Here is a 16,348-nt window from a genome sequence, read left to right as displayed (position 1 = left end):
CAACGTTTATATTTCTATTTTCTATAATATTTTTCCAGAATAATCTCATTTTCATACTTTGACAGACTGTATAAAACAAGCGTATAATCTGATTATAAATACAGGAGGATTTTATTATGATTGAATACGATAAACTTGTAAGGGACAACATCCCTCAGATTATAGAATCAGGCGGAACAAAATGTGAATTTGAAACAGTCGATGATTTCTCAGCACTTGAGTATCTTTATGATAAACTTCGCGAGGAAAGTCAGGAACTTATAGACTGTAAAAATGTCGATGAGGCATGCGATGTGCTTGAAGTTGTATTTGCAATAGCTTCAAAATACGGCTATACAGAAGAGGAACTTCTTGCAAGAAGAGAAGAAAGAAAATCTGTAAGAGGTGGATTTGAAAAAAATATAGTTCTCAAAAAAGTATTATAGGAGCCAGAAGGCTCCTTTTTATCTTATTATTTTTCTTGAAAGTACTACCAGCAGATAACTCATGGAAGAAATACCGACAAATGATTCCAGAAGAACCACCAGCTTTGTAAGGCTGTTTAGCGGTGTAATATCCCCGTATCCTACTGTAAAATAGGTTATTCCACTTACATATAGATAATCTATATATGTTTTTGCATGTCCAAAACTTATATATGGTACTGTATAGTAAACAGTCGCAAATGCTACAATACTCAACAGAACTGTAATTAACATCCATTGAGGTTTTGTTCCATATCCACTTGTTATTCCGACTATTGAATCTACAATTCTCTTGCTGCCCTTGATATTTTTGTTCTCCAGCCTTCTATATTCCAGATAACATATATCTTCTTCGCGGTTCTGTCCAAGAAGTTTAAAATTTTCCTTCATCACAAGAAACTGGGAACTGTCTTTATTTTTCTTCATTACATCTATTATTTTGTCTGTATTTATAAATTCAATTCTACCGTTGTTTATCATTCCCTCTATACTGAACTTTTCTATACCATCCCCGGCATCCAGATGAAGTATACTATTCACACTGCAGTCGATGATTTCTATCTTCTTTGATGCGGTAAATTTCATTTCACAATGTCCATATAGTTTACATTTTTTCAGTTTTATATTTCTTACTGATGTATGCTGAAGGTTAAAATCCTCTATTTTGCTGTGATTTATCTGCATGTTTTCTATATCCGCTCCGAATATTACAAGTTCATCCATATTCATCACGAACTCAAGTCTCACACTTCCACCCGTCATTTTCAGACACAAAAGAGATATGCTTATATTGCTTCTTATCATTGTTATTATAAGGTCTGAATTTTTAAATACACTTCTTGCAAATGTTATCGTCTCAAGAAGCTTTTCTCTTGTTCTACATATTACATTACTTATATTCACTTCTGAATTATAAAAACTGCATTCTTCAAATCTCATTCTTCCATCTGGAATATATACTGTAGCTATATTTATATCTATCTTATAAAATACAGAATCAGTAAAACTCATATTTCCATTTTTCACTCTCATTTTCCAGAAGTCCACTCTTGTATTTTTTGTATCACTTCCTACCCACAATGAGCAGCATGCCTGAAATGAATCAAATTCAACTGTTTCTGATTCCCTGTAATTTTTTATATTTCTATACCATGAAAAACAGTCTATATATGCATAGTTAAGATTTATTTCTTTTCCCTCAAGAAACATGGTTTCAAGTTTTTCATAATCTATGCAGGCAAGCCTTGCAACAGCAGTTTTGTTTCCATCTTCAGAAACTCTGTATACTATAACACTTTTTCCATTTCCTACATTTGTTATATTTTTAGGATATATTCCATCATCAGATTTATTTGATATCGAAGAATCCTTTATCCAGTACAGTTCTTCTTCGTTATCTATATACTCTACTTCATATTTTCCTGTAAACATTATTCTCCCTCGTATTTTCATGTTTTAATAGTTCTATTTTATCATATATAAAAATATCATTTATATAAATTTATGAGATTATCTGAATGTTTATATAGAAAATAATATAAAAAGTCTGTATAATAGTGTGTATGATTATATAATATATAAAATTTATTATTCGGGAGGAATCAATGTTTTACTTATTACTTGCAATCATATGCAGTGGATCTATTGCCCTTGTTTTCAAAGTAAGTGAAATGAAAAACTGCAATAGATACCTTGTTACTACTATCAACTATCTTACAGCATTTATAATTTCATCTGTTGTATTTTTCAGTTCAGAACTTACACTTCCATCTTCACTTGATGGACTTTGGAGTGCAACAGCCGGAAACTTCGGAGGAAATCTAACTCCACTTGGAAGTATCGGAGCATCTATAGTTCTTGGTATTATAACTGGACTTTTATTCTTTGTAAGTTTCATAATATACCAGAAATCTATAAGCGAATGTGGTGCCAGTCTTTCAGGAATGTTTTCTAAAATGGGTATACTTATACCTATGATATTTTCAATATTTATATGGAATGAAATTCCATCCGCTATAAAATGGCTTGGTATAATACTTTCATTTGCATCTATAGTTATAGTAAACGTAAACCCTGCAAATATAAAAGAATCTGCATTCAGACCTATACTCCTTATACTTTGTGTGCTTTATGGAACTGCAGATTTTATGAATAAGGTATTCCAGAAATACGCTCTTGTAGAATATAAAAATCTGTTTTTACTTATAGTTTTCCTTTCAGCAACTATATTCAGTTTATCTCTACTTGTAAAAAACAGAGACAAGGGAATAAATCTTTTTGGATGTTTTATAGGACTTTGTGCTGGTATACCTAATATGTTCGCTTCATTCTTCCTTATAGATTCTCTTAAATCTCTTGAAGCAGCAGTTGTATACCCTATGTACAGTGCCGGTGGAGTAGTATTTATAATGGCAATGAGTTATATCTTATTCAAAGAGAGACTTACAAAAAAAGAGCTGTTTGCAGCTGGTCTTACAATAGTAAGTATGGTTATTATAAATCTTTAGTTAATATTAAAAAGAGTATATCGTTTTCACATGATATACTCTTTTTTTATTAATTTTACGTTAATAAAAAAACAAAGTTTTTAAAGTGTATACACTCCTTTGTACAAATATCACTTATGTTATCTAGATAACATAAGTTTTTGCTTATTAAAACAAGTTTTATTTTGCCAATCTAATTATTTTAGCAAAGAAAACTTGTTTTAAAAAGATTTACATATTGTCTTTTTTTTAATATAATATAGGTATAAACTCAATACCTAATATAAATGTGTAAGTTTATCAATTAAATTTACCACAAACCACTTTTTTTAGATGGAATTTAAATTATCCTCTAATTTAAATTTATCAATCTGTAGTAAAGGCCGCCTCTTACCCGGGCGGCCTTTCTGTTTATTCTACATATACAGATGATACACAGTTCAATTTTTCAAGATCAGAAATTAGACTATCTGTAGAAACCACATAAAGTCCCGGTACCTTATATTCCGATTTATTTTCTGAATCTCCATTTTCATCTTCCGGAATAATAGATACAATATCATAACCCGAATATCTTCTACACACGGAGAAAATATTCATCAGTATATCCTGATCTTTTATGGATTTAGTTTTTATACACAGTTTTTTCTGAGTTTTCTTGTCTGCGTACTTTCTTTTCTTTTCTGATTTAAGTTCAAATCCGGATACATCATTTATATCCTTCACTTCTCTGGCTATAAGTTTCGGTTCATCATTTTCACTTATATTAAAAGTTCCCCTTATCAGAACAATACAGTCTTCATTCAAAAGGATATTGTACTTCTGAAGCACTTTAGGAAATACTACTACCTCCATTGCTCCATATAAATCCTCTACTGTAATAAATGCCATTATTTCATTTCGTTTTGTGGTCATAACTCTTTTTCCTATGACCATTCCACCGATTATGGCTTCTGTCTCATCGAGCTCCATATATTTTGAAATATCCTCATCTGATTTGAGTTCATTAAGTTTTCCCATATCTATGCTTGTACTATTTTTCAGTTTTCCCCGGTATTCAGCGAGTGGATGACCGCTTACATACATTCCAAGAACTTCCTTTTCCATGTTGAGTTTTTCCTTTTCATCAAACTCTCTCATAACAGTCATCTTTGTCATATCAGAAAAGTCCGATTTAGTATCTTCTTCAGCTGAAAATGCATCAAACAGGGATATCTGTCCCGCAACATTTTTCTTTCTATCTGAAGATATACTTTCAAGCACTTCCTCATATCCAGCCATAAGAGTTGCTCTATTTTCACTTATATTGTCAAATGAGCCACATTTTATAAGACTTTCAATTACCCTTTTATTTGAGTCCTTTGAATCAAGTCTTTGCGCAAAATCTATGAAATCTTTGAATTCACCGTTTCTTTCTCTTTCGGCTGTTATATTTTCTATAACATTCATTCCGACATTTTTTACTGCGGCAAGTCCAAATCTTATTCTGTCACCTTCAACAGAGAATTTTGCAAAACTTTTATTTATATCCGGTGCTTCAACTTCTATTCCAAGTGCATTACATTCCCTTATATATTCTACTACTTTGTCTGTATTTCCCATTATACTCGTTATAAGGGCTGCCATAAATTCAACCGGATAGTGAACCTTCAGATATGCTGTCTGATACGCAAGCACACCATATGCCGCAGCATGCGATTTATTGAATGCGTATCTTGCAAAGTCTATCATGTCATCAAATATCTGATTTGCCTCTTCTTCAGGAACACCATTTCTTATACATCCCGGAATTTCTATATTTCCGTCATCGTCAATTTTCCCATGTATAAAATACTGTCTTTCCTCTTCCATGACATCCATTTTCTTTTTACTCATGGCTCTTCTTACAAGGTCGCTTCGTCCGTAGCTGTATCCCGCAAGATCCCTTACGACCTGCATAACCTGTTCCTGATATACCAGACATCCATATGTTACGTCCATTATAGGCTTCAGTTTTTCGTGTATATACTCTATCTTTTCCGGATTATTTTTGTTTTCTATATATTTAGGTATGGAATCCATTGGACCCGGTCTGAAAAGTGAGATACCGGCCACTATATCCTCGAAGTTGCTCGGTTTAAGCTGCTTCATAAAGTTTCTCATACCTCCACTTTCAAGCTGGAATACTCCAAGTGTATTACCAGAAGAAAGAAGTTCAAATACCTTTTCATCGTCGTATTCCATTTTTGAAAAGTCGATTTTTTCCGTATATCCTTTTATTTTTCTGTTTTTTTCTATAAGGTCAAGTGCATCTCTGATTACTGTCAGAGTTCTCAGTCCAAGGAAGTCCATCTTCAGAAGTCCAAGTTCCTCAAGCGTATTCATCGTAAACTGAGTGGTTATGGAATCCTGATGCTTATAAAGTGGAACATACTCGTCTACAGGCTTTCCTGCTATAACCACACCTGCAGCATGTGTTGAGGCATGTCTCAGCGTACCCTCAAGTCTCTTTGAAACATCTATTACTTCCTTTGTCTCTCTGTCTGATTCATATAATTCCTTAAGTGCCGGATTTGTATCCATAGCTTTGTCTATAGTCATTCCAAGTGCAAAAGGAATTTCCTTTGCTATTCTATCAGCTTTGTTATATGAAATATTAAGCACTCTCGCAACATCTCTTACTGCGATTTTTGCCCCCATTGTACCAAATGTTATAATCTGTGCTACATGGTCCTCTCCATACTTTCTTTTTACATAATCTATAACTTCCTCACGTCTTTCGTAACAGAAGTCTATATCTATATCGGGCATCGATATTCTTTCAGGATTCAGAAATCTCTCAAAAAGAAGGCTATACTTCATAGGATCTATATCCGTTATTTTTAGAGTATATGCAACTATCGAACCTGCTGCACTTCCTCTACCCGGACCGACCATTATTCCATTGCTTTTTGCAAAGTTTATAAAATCCCATACTATCAGGAAGTACTCAACATATCCCATATTTACAATTACATTGAGCTCAAAATCAAGTCTCTCCCTGTATTCCTCTGGTGGATTTTCTCCATATCTTTCCTTGAGTCCTGTTTCACACAGATGTCTCATATATGTTTCTGGAGTATAACCTTCCGGAACATTGTATTTTGGTATATGATATTTATGAAATTCAAATTCGACATTACATCTTTCTGCAATCTCAACCGTATTGTCCAGTGCCTCCTGTACTTCCGGAAACAGACTTTCCATTTCCTCTCTCGATTTCAGATAGAATTCATCGCTTGGAAATTTCATCCTGTTTGTATCATCTATAGTTTTCTGCATCTGAAGACACATAAGTATATCCTGTATTCTTGCATCGTCTTTATCTACATAGTGAACGTCATTTGTAGCAACAAGTGGTATTCCAAGTTCTCTTGAAAGTTTTACAAGTTTTGCATTTACCTCTTTCTGCTCCGGTATACCGTGATCCTGAATTTCAAGATAATAATTTCCACTTCCGAATATATCTCTGTACTCACATGCAAGTTTTTTTGCTTTATCATAATTCCCATTCATAAGAGCTCTTGGAACATCTCCCGCAAGACACGCTGAAAGCGCTATAATACCGTCACTGTGCTTTCTAAGCTCTTCCATATCTGTTCTAGGCTTATAATAGAATCCATCTACATATGATTTTGATACTATCTTCAGAAGGTTTTTATATCCCGTCATATTTTTTGCAAGAAGAACCAGATGCCCCTGATATTTATCATAGTTTGGGTCTTTATCATATAGGGTTCTGGGAGCAGTATAAACTTCGCATCCTATTATTGGCTTTATTCCCTCTTTTACCGCTTCTTTATAAAAGTCGATTACTCCAAACATACATCCATGGTCTGTTATAGCAACAGAGCTCATACCAAGTTCCTTTGCTCTTTTTACAAGCGTTTTGACTCTGGAGAAACCATCCAGTAGACTGTACTCGGTATGAACATGAAGATGTACAAATTCTTTTTTCATATATTCACCTCCCGATTCTATTTCTATATTTTTATGATATACCATATTGTTATTCTGTTCAATTATTCTAAATATACCCAGTTATTATCTTATTTCAATAAAAAGAGACTTTTTATTATATAAAAAGCCTCTATATATCAGTTTATTATTCTATATTATGCTTTTCTCTAAGGTCATCGGCTATTTCCTGGATTTTTCTGAGCCTGTGGTTTACACCGGATTTTCCTATAGGAGGATTAAGCATTTCCCCCAGCTCCTTCAGAGTAAGCTCTTCATTTTCTATTCTTATAAGGGCTATCTGCTGAAGATTTTCCGGAAGATTTTTTATTCCTATTGTCTTTTCAATGACTCTTATATTATCCACCTGCTTTACAGCTGCATTTACTGCTTTTGTAAGATTGGCTGTTTCACAGTTTACAATTCTGTTTACATTATTTCTCATTTCTTTTACAACCTTTACATTCTGAAGCTTCAAAAGTGCATTATACGCTCCCATAAGGTTTAAAAGATCTGATATCTGCTCACTTTCCTTGATGTAGACTACATGATTATTTTTTCTTTGCACTATTTTACTGTTGAATCCGAATGAATTTATAAGATCTTTAAGTGACTCTGCAAATTCACTGTTGTTTGTAACAAATTCAAGATGATAATTTTTTTCCGGATCGCTTATAGAACCGCCTCCAAGAAATGCACCTCTTATAAATGCCCTTTTCTGTTCTTCAGTTTCTATAAGTTCCTTGGATATCTCAGACTTTGGAAAAAATCCTTCTCCTTTTTCCAGAATGCCAAGTTCTTTTAATAACTTTTCTGCTCCCATTTCACTTTTTACTGTAAGTACATAACTGTTATTTCTTTTAAGCATCTGATTTTTATTTACTGTTATAACTGTGTTTATGTCGAAATTATATTTAAGAAGCTTAAAAACCTTTCTTGCTATTGAGTTTAACTCTGTTGTTATCTTAAGATTTAGCTTTCTGAATCCCGATATCTGCATACTTCCTGAAAGTCTTACAATACCGGCAAGTTCTGAAACCCCTGCAGATTCACTCTCATTTTTTATTCTGGTAAGTTCATTTTTTGTTTCCGTTGAAAATGACATTTCTATATATCACCCGGCATTTTCTAGTTGTTATTTTTTAGTTTTTTTCGTATTTCAACAAGTGCAACCTTTATAATCTCCTTCTCATCATCGTATCTTGCCATATCTACAACTCTATCAAGATGTATAAATTTTGCATCCACGAATCCCTCTTCCTTCTGTGGAAGAGTTTCCATATTTCTTGCATTCATAAGATACCAGAATACAGTTTTGTGAACAGTTCTGTTTTCATCCCAGTTTTCTTTGAATGTATAATGTATCTCACCAAGATATTTTTCTATATCTGCTTTTACTCCACTTTCTTCTCCCACTTCTCTCAATGCAGCCTGCTGATGACTTTCTCCGGGCTCAACCTTTCCTTTTGGTAAAACCCAGTCTCCATTGAATTTTTTAAGCAGGAGGACAGCATTTCCGAACAGTACTACACCGCCGGCACTTACTTCCTCTCTCATACAAATTCACTCCTTCTTATCTTTTCCTGAAATCAGAAAGGATTTTTATTATAACCTTTGAAACCTCTTTTGCATCATGTCTTATATAATTACTTTTTATCTCTATAAGATTAGACTCTACAGCCTTTATTCCCATATCTGAAAGTTTTTTCTCCTGATAATGATCAAGAAGTACCTGTTTTGCACCATCTTTTGAATATCTTGAGAAAACTTCATCATTTAAAATTTCTTTGTTTGCCACAACATAATCTACTATATTTTCGCCTGTATGTGCGGCAAGAGCCTCTATATGATCACATACGTTATATCCATCTGTTTCCCCCGGCTGAGTCATAACATTTGATATATATATCTTAGGTGCATAAGATTCTTTTATCGCCTCTACTACACCTTCAACCAGAAGATTAGGGATTACACTTGTATAAAGGCTTCCTGGACCCATTATTATTACATCAGCGTCCTGGATTGCATGTATAACTTCTTTAAGCGGCTGTATATTCTTTTTATTAAGATACAGTCTTTTTATACCGCTGCCTCTTTTTCTGCTTTCCTTTGGTATTGCTGATTCTCCTTCAACAATATCGCCATTTTTAAGTTCTGCAACAAGATTTACGTCCTCAAGTGTAACCGGATAAACTTTTCCTGTTATTGCAAATATTTCACCAAGCTTAGATACTGCTGTTTCAAAATTTCCATAAAGTCCTGTCATCGCTGCAAGAAACAGATTCCCGAAACTCTGTCCTTTTAAGACACCTTCTTCAAATCTGTACTGCATTACCTCGTTCATAGTAGGTTCTATATTTGCAAGCGCAAGTATACAGTTTCTTATATCTCCTGGAGGCAGCATTCCAAGGTCTTCTCTTAAAACTCCGGAACCTCCTCCATCATCTGCAACTGTAACTACTGCTGTTATATTTGAAGTATAGTATTTTAACCCTCTAAGAAAAACAGACTGTCCTGTCCCCCCACCTATAACTACAACTTTCGGATTCTTTACTATACTTTCCTCTTCTTTTCTGAGAGCTTCCTTTTTTTCTTTCTGCATTCTCAGATAAAAGACGACTGCCGCTATGAGTGCAGCCCATCCACCAATACCTATTATACCAGTTAAAATTTCCATCTTTACCTCCATAAGCTATCCAAGCATAGAGTCTCTGTGTTTTTTGATAACCCTGTATCCTTCCTTATGAAGATTATCATATACAAGATTTGCGATGGTAACCGATCTATGTCTTCCTCCTGTACATCCTATACCTATTACAAGGTGCTGTTTTCCTTCCTCTATGTACTGAGGAACAAGGAAATCTATAAAATCATATAGTTTTTCAAGAAATTCTTCGCTTACTTTTGAGTTCATAACATAATCTCTTACTTCCTGAAAATCTCCTGTCTTTGCTCTTAATGATTCATCATAATACGGATTTGGAAGGAATCTTACATCAAATACAAGATCCGCATCTGTTGGAATACCGTATTTAAATCCAAAAGATACGACAGAAATTGTTATATTCGGAACGACTTCCTCCGAATTATCGCCATATATTTTTCTTATCTCTTCTTTAAGATCTTTAGGCTTCATATTTGTAGTATCTATTATACATGTAGCATACTTTTTAAATGGCTCCATTATCTGTCTTTCTATTTTTATTCCCTCTGGAATCTGCATATTCTTAGAAAGAGGATGATTTCTTCTTGTCATTTTATATCTTTTTAAAAGAACGTCATCATCACAGTCCAGATATAGAACTTCAAACTTATAGTTTGCTTTTTCAAGATATTGTATACTCTCATGAAGAGCCTCAAAAAATCTTCTTCCCCTTATATCTGCTCCTATCGCAACTTTGTCATTTGAATTTCCCTGAAAACATATCTCTGCAAATTTAGTTATCAGCGCAGGAGGCATGTTGTCCACACAATAGAATCCCATATCCTCTAATGCCTTCATTGTTTCACTTTTTCCAGATCCTGAAAGACCTGTAACTATAAGAAATTTCATACAAATGCCTCCTTTGATTCAACTACTCTACTCTATTACATTAGCTATTCTTTTTATATCTATTCCAGATTTCTTTATTGTCTCAAATGCATTTGAAAAATTGCCTACCATAAACGGTTTGTGCGCATCCGATCCTATTACAAATCTGTTTCCTATGCTATCGATTTTTCTCAGCTGCTCTTCATTGAGTCTTGCATGAGAATTGTTTATCTCAAGCATCACGTTTCTTTCTTTAGCTGCTTTTGCAACTTCTTCTATATATACATCACCCTTGTCACCCGGATGAGTAATGATAAAAATATCATTGTTTTTTATTGCATTTACAAGGGCATTTGTATTGTATCTCTTTGCCCTTTCTGTATTCAAAGCATAATTACTTGCGTGGTTTATAAACCCTCTTATTGATGTAGGTATAGAAGCAAAATGATATCCTGCCATAACATAGTCAAATTTATCTCTTATACCGTCATCCATATCTATATTTCCTTTATCGTCAAGTATATTACACTCTATACCAAGAAGTATTTCTATATCTTTGTATTTTTCTTTTAAAGAATCTACTTCCTCTCTCATTCTTGATACATCATCTCTGTTTATTCCATATAAAAAATGTCTGTATCCATGATCCGATATTCCAATCGTCTTGAGCCCTTTTTTTATTGCTTCCTGTACATTTTCCTCCATTGTACCTTCTGCATGCCTTACTCTCTGATTTTTACCGTTGCTGTAAATGGTATGTGTATGATAATCAGCAATTATCCTCATTATTCATCATCTCCGACTATCTTTACTTCCTCTTCAAGCATTACTCCAAACTTAGCGTTTACAGTGGCTTTAACTATATACATAAGATCAAGCAGATCTTTGGCTGTTGCATTTCCTCTGTTTATCACAAATCCAGAGTGTTTTTCAGATACCTGAGCATCTCTAAGTGCAAGTCCTTTTAGACCACTATCCTGTATAAGCTTACCTGCAAAATATCCCTCAGGTCTTTTGAAAGTACTTCCTGCACTCGCATAGTTAAGAGGCTGTTTTGTAACTCTCTTTTCTCTAAGGCAGTCCATTTCAGCCTTTATATCATCATATTCTCCTTTTTCAAGCTCTATTACGGCAGATATTACTGTATATCCTTTTTCTGTAACTATACTTCTTCTATATGAGAAATTCATGTCTTTGTTCTCAAGTTCAAATATATTCCCATCTTCATCCATAAGTCTTACACTTTTGACAATATCCTTTATTTCTCCGCCATATGCACCTGCGTTCATTGCAACAGCTCCACCGAAACTTCCTGGTATTCCCGCTGCAAACTCAAATCCTTTCAGCTCATTTTTTAACGCTGCATTTCCTATTCTTGAAAGAAGTGCACCTGATTTCACATTTATAAGGTTTCCTTCCACTTCTATACCTGAAAAATTATCCGCCAGTTCAACTACAACTCCTCTTATACCCCCGTCTCTGACAAGAAGATTTGATCCGTTTCCTATTATCATGTGCGGTATGTTTTCTCTTTTTATATATCTGAATACTTCTTTTATTTCTTCTTCTGTTTCAGGCCTTACCAATACATCCGCTGGTCCTCCAACTTTAAACGATGTATGTTTTTTCATAGGTTCATCAGCCATTATTTTATCTTCACCAAGTATATCTTTTAAATCTGAATATACTTTTTTCTTATCCATTATACGTTCCCCTTTCAACAATGTTGTTTATCAATAATATATCTATAATCTGTCTTTAGTCCCTTTTTATCTTAACATTAAATTTTTTGCAAATTCTTACTATTTCGCAAAATCAAGTGCATTATACACCCAATTATATATTATATAATAATGTAAATATTAAAAAATAACAATATGCAAGAGCAAATAATTTACATAACTCTATATATTTTGTTTTAATATACCCAGAATATCCAACAAAAAAGAGACGGTATTAATACCATCTCCTTTGTATATCTATCTATCATTGTGTATAAGCTGATTAAGTTTCTTTGTAAACTCTTCTGCAGCATCATATCCCATTCCTTTTTGTCTATAATTCATAGCTGCAACTTCAAGTATCATAGAAGTGTTTCTTCCCGGTTTTACAGGAACAGTCATTTTTTCTATCTGTACTCCCATGATAGTTTCGTACTCTCTATCAAGTCCCAATCTATCATAATATTTCTTGCTGTCCCAGGATTCGAGATATACAACAAGCCCTATCTCGTGTTTCTGTTTAACAGCCCTTACTCCATAAAGACTCTTTATATCAAGTATCCCTACTCCTCTTATTTCCATAAAATGTCTAAGAAGTTCCGGAGCCTGACCGATTATTCTATTTTCATCTGTTTTTCTTATTTCAACGGCATCATCGGCAACAAGTCTATGACCTTTCTGAACAAGTTCAAGAGCAGTTTCTGATTTTCCGACACTACTTTCTCCTTTTATAAGTACACCTACTCCATATATATCCACAAGAACTCCGTGTATAGTCTCATACTTAGCCATTCTGTTTTCCAGATAGTTTGACAGCTTATTTATAAGTCTTGTAGTATTCCTTTTTGATCTAAGAACAATCGTATCGTGCTTTTCTGCAGCTTCCAGGAAATCCTGTTTTATCTCCATATTTCTCGATACTATAACTGCAGGAATCTTATATGAAAAAAGTTTCTCCAGTCTTTCTTTTCTTATATTATCATCCATCTGAGCAAAATACTCATATTCTCCTCTACCGATAACCTGAATTCTATCATATGTGAAATACTCAAAAAATCCGGCATACTGAAGACCTGGTCTGTTAAGCTCTGGTGTCGCTACAAAATGCTCCTCATTGTCCTGAGGATAATTTATTATTTCAAGATCCAAATCTCTCGCTATATCGAGTATATTTACTTTTGTTTCTCCCATAGTACATCTCCTTATTTATATTCTTTTATTTCTTTCTGAAAAAATTATATACATTTTCAGCAGATTTTTTGTTCATCCCCTCTGTATCTGCAAGTTCCTCCATTGAAGCCTCCTTTATACCATCTATACCTTTAAACTTAGAAAGAAGTGCTTTTTTTCTTTTTTCACCTATTCCCGGTATATTATCAAGTTCTGATTTTGTAAGTTTTTTATTTCTCAGGCTCCTATGATATGTTATTGCATAGTTATGTACTTCTTCCTGTATTCCGGATACAAATCTATAGAGGTTTGAAGTTCTATTAAGCTCTATTTCATTTGTTTCATTTACAAGTCCTTTTGTTCTATGTCTATCGTCCTTGTACATTCCCCACAGAGGAATATCTACACCAAGCTTTCTGAAGACTTTTTTTACAGCATTTACCTGACCCTTACCTCCATCGAGAAGTATCAGATCCGGATAGTTTCCATGTCCTAGTCTTCTTTCAACAATTTCAGCCATAGAATCGTAGTCATTTGGACCTATTACGGTTTCTACTTTAAATCTCCTGTATTCCTTTCTGTCTTTTTTACCATCTGTATATACAACCATAGAACCTATTGAATCCACTCCCTGTATATTCGATATATCAAATGATTCTATTCTTGAAGGTATTTCATCAAGTTCAAGCAGATTTTTAAGCTCTTCAAGTGCACCGATACTTTTTTCATATTTTCTTTTATTCATATCAGAGAACTTTTCAAGATACTCAACCGCATTTTTCCTTACCATTTCTACAAGGCTCTTTTTTTCTCCCTTTTTAGGTATTCTTATAGTTACCTTCTGTCCTTTTCTCTTGGCAAGTATATCCTCTAGTATCTGCTGATCTTCTATTTCCTCTTCTATTATGATTTCCTTTGGAATATACTCCTGCTCCATATAGAACTGTTTTGTAAATGAACCCAGAATTGATTTTCTGTCACTGTCCATTACTCCCTCGAGTATAAAATGTTCTCTACCTACTATTTTACCATTTCTGACAAAGAATATCTGTACACAGGCTTCATTGTTTGCTCTAGCCATGGCTATTACATCCTGATTTATATCAAGTGAGGTATTGTCTATTTTCTGCTTTTCAACTATTCCCTCTAAACTCTTTATTCTATCTCTATATACAGCAGCCTCTTCAAATCTGAAGTTTTCTGCACATTCCTTCATCTTTTCGCTCAGAAGTTCCATCAGCTTATCTTCTTTTCCTGAAAGACACATTATTACATCGTCTATCATAAGTTTATACTCTTCTTTTGAAACATTTCCTGTACATGGCCCCATACATTTTTTTATATGGTAATTAAGACATGGCCTCATTTTATTTTTTATAGCTCTATCTATATCTATTCTACACTGTCTTATAGGATATATTTCCCTTATAGTTTCAAGAGTATCGTTTACAGCAGTTATATTTGTATACGGTCCAAAATATTTCGCTCCGTCTTTTTTTATTTTTCTCACTTTATATACTCTCGGATAATTCTCATTTACAGTTACTTTTATATATGGATATGTTTTATCATCTCTCAGAAGTACGTTGTACTTAGGTCTGTATCTTTTTATAAGGTTACACTCAAGTATAAGCGCCTCTGTTTCTGAATCGGTCATTATATATTCAAAACTCGATATATTTTTTACCATGGACTTCACTTTTGAAGTATGGTTCTTTGATGACTGAAAATATTGTCTCACCCTGTTTTTAAGTACGACAGCCTTACCTACATATATAACATTTCCCGATATATCCTTCATTATATAAACTCCCGGAGAATCCGGAAGCTTTTTTAGATGTTCCTGTATATCGAACAATCTCTCACCACCTTTTTTAATTATTATCTATAATCCATTTCGTTTGCTTTCTATCTATATACTTTTCCTCTACCCAGTAGTCCACAATTCTCTGAATACATTCGACAAGTATATGTCTATCTATGTGGTTCTCATCCACTGATATCTCTGATAATTCATCATCCGCATGTACCCCTGCATTTCCAAATGTTCTTACAACATGCATATATGACGTTATTCTCTGTGATGCAATATCCGCCTTTCTAAGGTATTCTATCTTCTGAAACAGATTTCTTCCACCTGCTTTTTCTCCTGCTACATCGTATATTATATACTCCAGAAGTTTTCTTGCAAGAACACACAGTTCAAACTGTCTCAGTTCTCTACTTTCAACCCTCATCTCAAGCTCTTCTATTACATCATCTCTACCTGTTTTTCTGTATTTCTGCCTTGATGATTTTCCTGTATATGACTTTATTTTACTCCATATGTCACATAAAATTTCATCACAGCTTTCATCACTGAATACATTTTTCTGATCTATATCACTTCTGTTTAAAAGTTCATTCATCTTGCAGTCAAAGTCCATAACTTTTTCTCTATCGTTATCTACTATATAAATACCCTCTAGACTATAAGTCTTTTCCATTGCATTTCTGCTCTGCTCGACAAGAATTCTTAGAATCTCGTCATTTGATACATTTTTCAGACATGATCCTATTACCGGCATAGCTGCACTTTCGATGTCTATGCCTATACCATATGCGAGATTGAACATCGCAAAAACATTTTTTATTCTCGACTCCAGAATTTCCGGAGTTACAATTTCCTCATCTTCATTTATATCAACACATGCTATTCTTTTGAATCCGAATTTTTCGTTTTTTATTTCCTTTGAAAGCCATACTCCAAGGGATCTGTGTAAATCTATCTCGGCATCCTCATAAAGGCTGTCAAGCGAGATTGAACATACATCCCTGAGTGTACACTCAAACGCTTTCGTAACAGAACCAACATGATTTTCATAAGATGCTATTATCAGTACATCCGCCGGATGATAAAACTCTGTCAGATCTGCATAGTGAAGCTCCAGAAATTTAAGCCCTGATACAGTTCCAAACTCGTGCCTATTCAGATATACTTTAGAATATTTATCCATACAG

13 protein-coding genes are annotated in these 16,348 nt (G+C 33.9%); 2 read left to right on the top strand and 11 right to left on the bottom strand.

Translation table 11 applies throughout. The annotated features are described in order from the left end of the window. Positions 1 to 116: 116 nt before the first annotated feature. Entirely contained in the window at positions 117 to 425 is a 309-nt protein-coding gene (locus EXD82_RS08660; RefSeq protein ID WP_142536522.1) for a nucleoside triphosphate pyrophosphohydrolase, read from the top strand. An 18-nt stretch (positions 426 to 443) separates the two neighbouring features. Here the strand turns inward: EXD82_RS08660 and EXD82_RS08655 are convergent, their stop codons facing one another. Beyond that, complete coding sequence (locus EXD82_RS08655) at positions 444 to 1,895, bottom strand: potassium channel family protein (RefSeq protein ID WP_174919211.1); 1,452 nt, start codon at positions 1,893 to 1,895, stop codon at positions 444 to 446. 173 nt (positions 1,896 to 2,068) lie between these two features. On the opposite strand from EXD82_RS08655, the gene EXD82_RS08650 reads away from it, so the two are divergent. Further along, positions 2,069 to 2,971 carry a DMT family transporter gene (locus EXD82_RS08650; protein ID WP_142536520.1) on the top strand — a complete coding sequence of 301 codons (903 nt, stop codon included), beginning with the start codon at positions 2,069 to 2,071 and terminating at the stop codon, positions 2,969 to 2,971. A 390-nt stretch (positions 2,972 to 3,361) separates the two neighbouring features. Here EXD82_RS08650 and EXD82_RS08645 read toward each other — a convergent pair whose 3' ends face one another. The 10 genes from EXD82_RS08645 to EXD82_RS08600 all read right to left on the bottom strand — a co-directional run bounded on the left by EXD82_RS08645 (position 3,362) and on the right by EXD82_RS08600 (position 16,344). Beyond that, on the bottom strand, positions 3,362 to 6,928 hold the full coding sequence (locus tag EXD82_RS08645; protein WP_142536519.1) for a DNA polymerase III subunit alpha: 3,567 nt from the start codon (positions 6,926 to 6,928) through the stop codon (positions 3,362 to 3,364). Between the two features lie 145 nt (positions 6,929 to 7,073). Continuing rightward, entirely contained in the window at positions 7,074 to 8,030 is a 957-nt protein-coding gene (gene whiA, locus EXD82_RS08640) for a DNA-binding protein WhiA (protein ID WP_142536518.1), read from the bottom strand. Positions 8,031 to 8,053: 23 nt separating this feature from the next. Beyond that, entirely contained in the window at positions 8,054 to 8,482 is a 429-nt protein-coding gene (locus tag EXD82_RS08635) for an NUDIX hydrolase (RefSeq protein WP_142536517.1), read from the bottom strand. A gap of 16 nt (positions 8,483 to 8,498) precedes the next feature. Continuing rightward, complete coding sequence (locus EXD82_RS08630) at positions 8,499 to 9,602, bottom strand: gluconeogenesis factor YvcK family protein (RefSeq protein WP_142536516.1); 1,104 nt, start codon at positions 9,600 to 9,602, stop codon at positions 8,499 to 8,501. Between the two features lie 15 nt (positions 9,603 to 9,617). Continuing rightward, complete coding sequence (gene rapZ, locus EXD82_RS08625; protein WP_142536515.1) at positions 9,618 to 10,478, bottom strand: RNase adapter RapZ; 861 nt, start codon at positions 10,476 to 10,478, stop codon at positions 9,618 to 9,620. Positions 10,479 to 10,505: 27 nt separating this feature from the next. Further along, positions 10,506 to 11,243 (bottom strand): PHP domain-containing protein, encoded by a 738-nt coding sequence (locus EXD82_RS08620; protein ID WP_142536514.1) that lies wholly within the window; start codon positions 11,241 to 11,243, stop codon positions 10,506 to 10,508. Then, on the bottom strand, positions 11,243 to 12,160 hold the full coding sequence (gene murB, locus EXD82_RS08615; protein WP_142536513.1) for a UDP-N-acetylmuramate dehydrogenase: 918 nt from the start codon (positions 12,158 to 12,160) through the stop codon (positions 11,243 to 11,245). The genes EXD82_RS08620 and murB overlap by 1 nt, the downstream gene beginning before the upstream one ends. A 276-nt stretch (positions 12,161 to 12,436) precedes the next feature. After that, a complete protein-coding gene (gene hprK / locus EXD82_RS08610) occupies positions 12,437 to 13,369 on the bottom strand; it encodes an HPr(Ser) kinase/phosphatase (protein ID WP_142536512.1) in 933 nt (310 codons plus the stop codon). A 25-nt stretch (positions 13,370 to 13,394) separates the two neighbouring features. Continuing rightward, positions 13,395 to 15,206, bottom strand: a complete 1,812-nt coding sequence (gene uvrC / locus EXD82_RS08605; protein ID WP_142536511.1) for an excinuclease ABC subunit UvrC — start codon at positions 15,204 to 15,206, stop codon at positions 13,395 to 13,397. Positions 15,207 to 15,222: 16 nt separating this feature from the next. After that, complete coding sequence (locus EXD82_RS08600) at positions 15,223 to 16,344, bottom strand: DUF4145 domain-containing protein (protein WP_142536510.1); 1,122 nt, start codon at positions 16,342 to 16,344, stop codon at positions 15,223 to 15,225. Positions 16,345 to 16,348 lie beyond the last annotated feature (4 nt).

The sequence above is a fragment of the Peptacetobacter hominis genome (assembly GCF_006861675.1).
GTDB lineage: Bacteria > Bacillota > Clostridia > Peptostreptococcales > Peptostreptococcaceae > Peptacetobacter > Peptacetobacter hominis.
This window is presented reverse-complemented; position numbering and strand designations above follow the sequence as displayed.

Bases quoted from the DNA above. Each gene is read 5' to 3' on its own strand.
- EXD82_RS08650 (WP_142536520.1), top strand. From the start codon at position 2,069: ATGTTTTACTTATTACTTGCAATCATATGCAGTGGATCTATTGCCCTT.
- EXD82_RS08600 (WP_142536510.1), bottom strand. From the start codon at position 16,344: ATGGATAAATATTCTAAAGTATATCTGAATAGGCACGAGTTTGGAACT.
- murB (WP_142536513.1), bottom strand. From the start codon at position 12,160: ATGGATAAGAAAAAAGTATATTCAGATTTAAAAGATATACTTGGTGAA.
- EXD82_RS08660 (WP_142536522.1), top strand. From the start codon at position 117: ATGATTGAATACGATAAACTTGTAAGGGACAACATCCCTCAGATTATA.
- rapZ (WP_142536515.1), bottom strand. From the start codon at position 10,478: ATGAAATTTCTTATAGTTACAGGTCTTTCAGGATCTGGAAAAAGTGAA.
- EXD82_RS08620 (WP_142536514.1), bottom strand. From the start codon at position 11,243: ATGAGGATAATTGCTGATTATCATACACATACCATTTACAGCAACGGT.
- whiA (WP_142536518.1), bottom strand. From the start codon at position 8,030: ATGTCATTTTCAACGGAAACAAAAAATGAACTTACCAGAATAAAAAAT.
- hprK (WP_142536512.1), bottom strand. From the start codon at position 13,369: ATGGGAGAAACAAAAGTAAATATACTCGATATAGCGAGAGATTTGGAT.
- EXD82_RS08655 (WP_174919211.1), bottom strand. From the start codon at position 1,895: ATGTTTACAGGAAAATATGAAGTAGAGTATATAGATAACGAAGAAGAA.
- EXD82_RS08630 (WP_142536516.1), bottom strand. From the start codon at position 9,602: ATGGAAATTTTAACTGGTATAATAGGTATTGGTGGATGGGCTGCACTC.
- EXD82_RS08645 (WP_142536519.1), bottom strand. From the start codon at position 6,928: ATGAAAAAAGAATTTGTACATCTTCATGTTCATACCGAGTACAGTCTA.
- EXD82_RS08635 (WP_142536517.1), bottom strand. From the start codon at position 8,482: ATGAGAGAGGAAGTAAGTGCCGGCGGTGTAGTACTGTTCGGAAATGCT.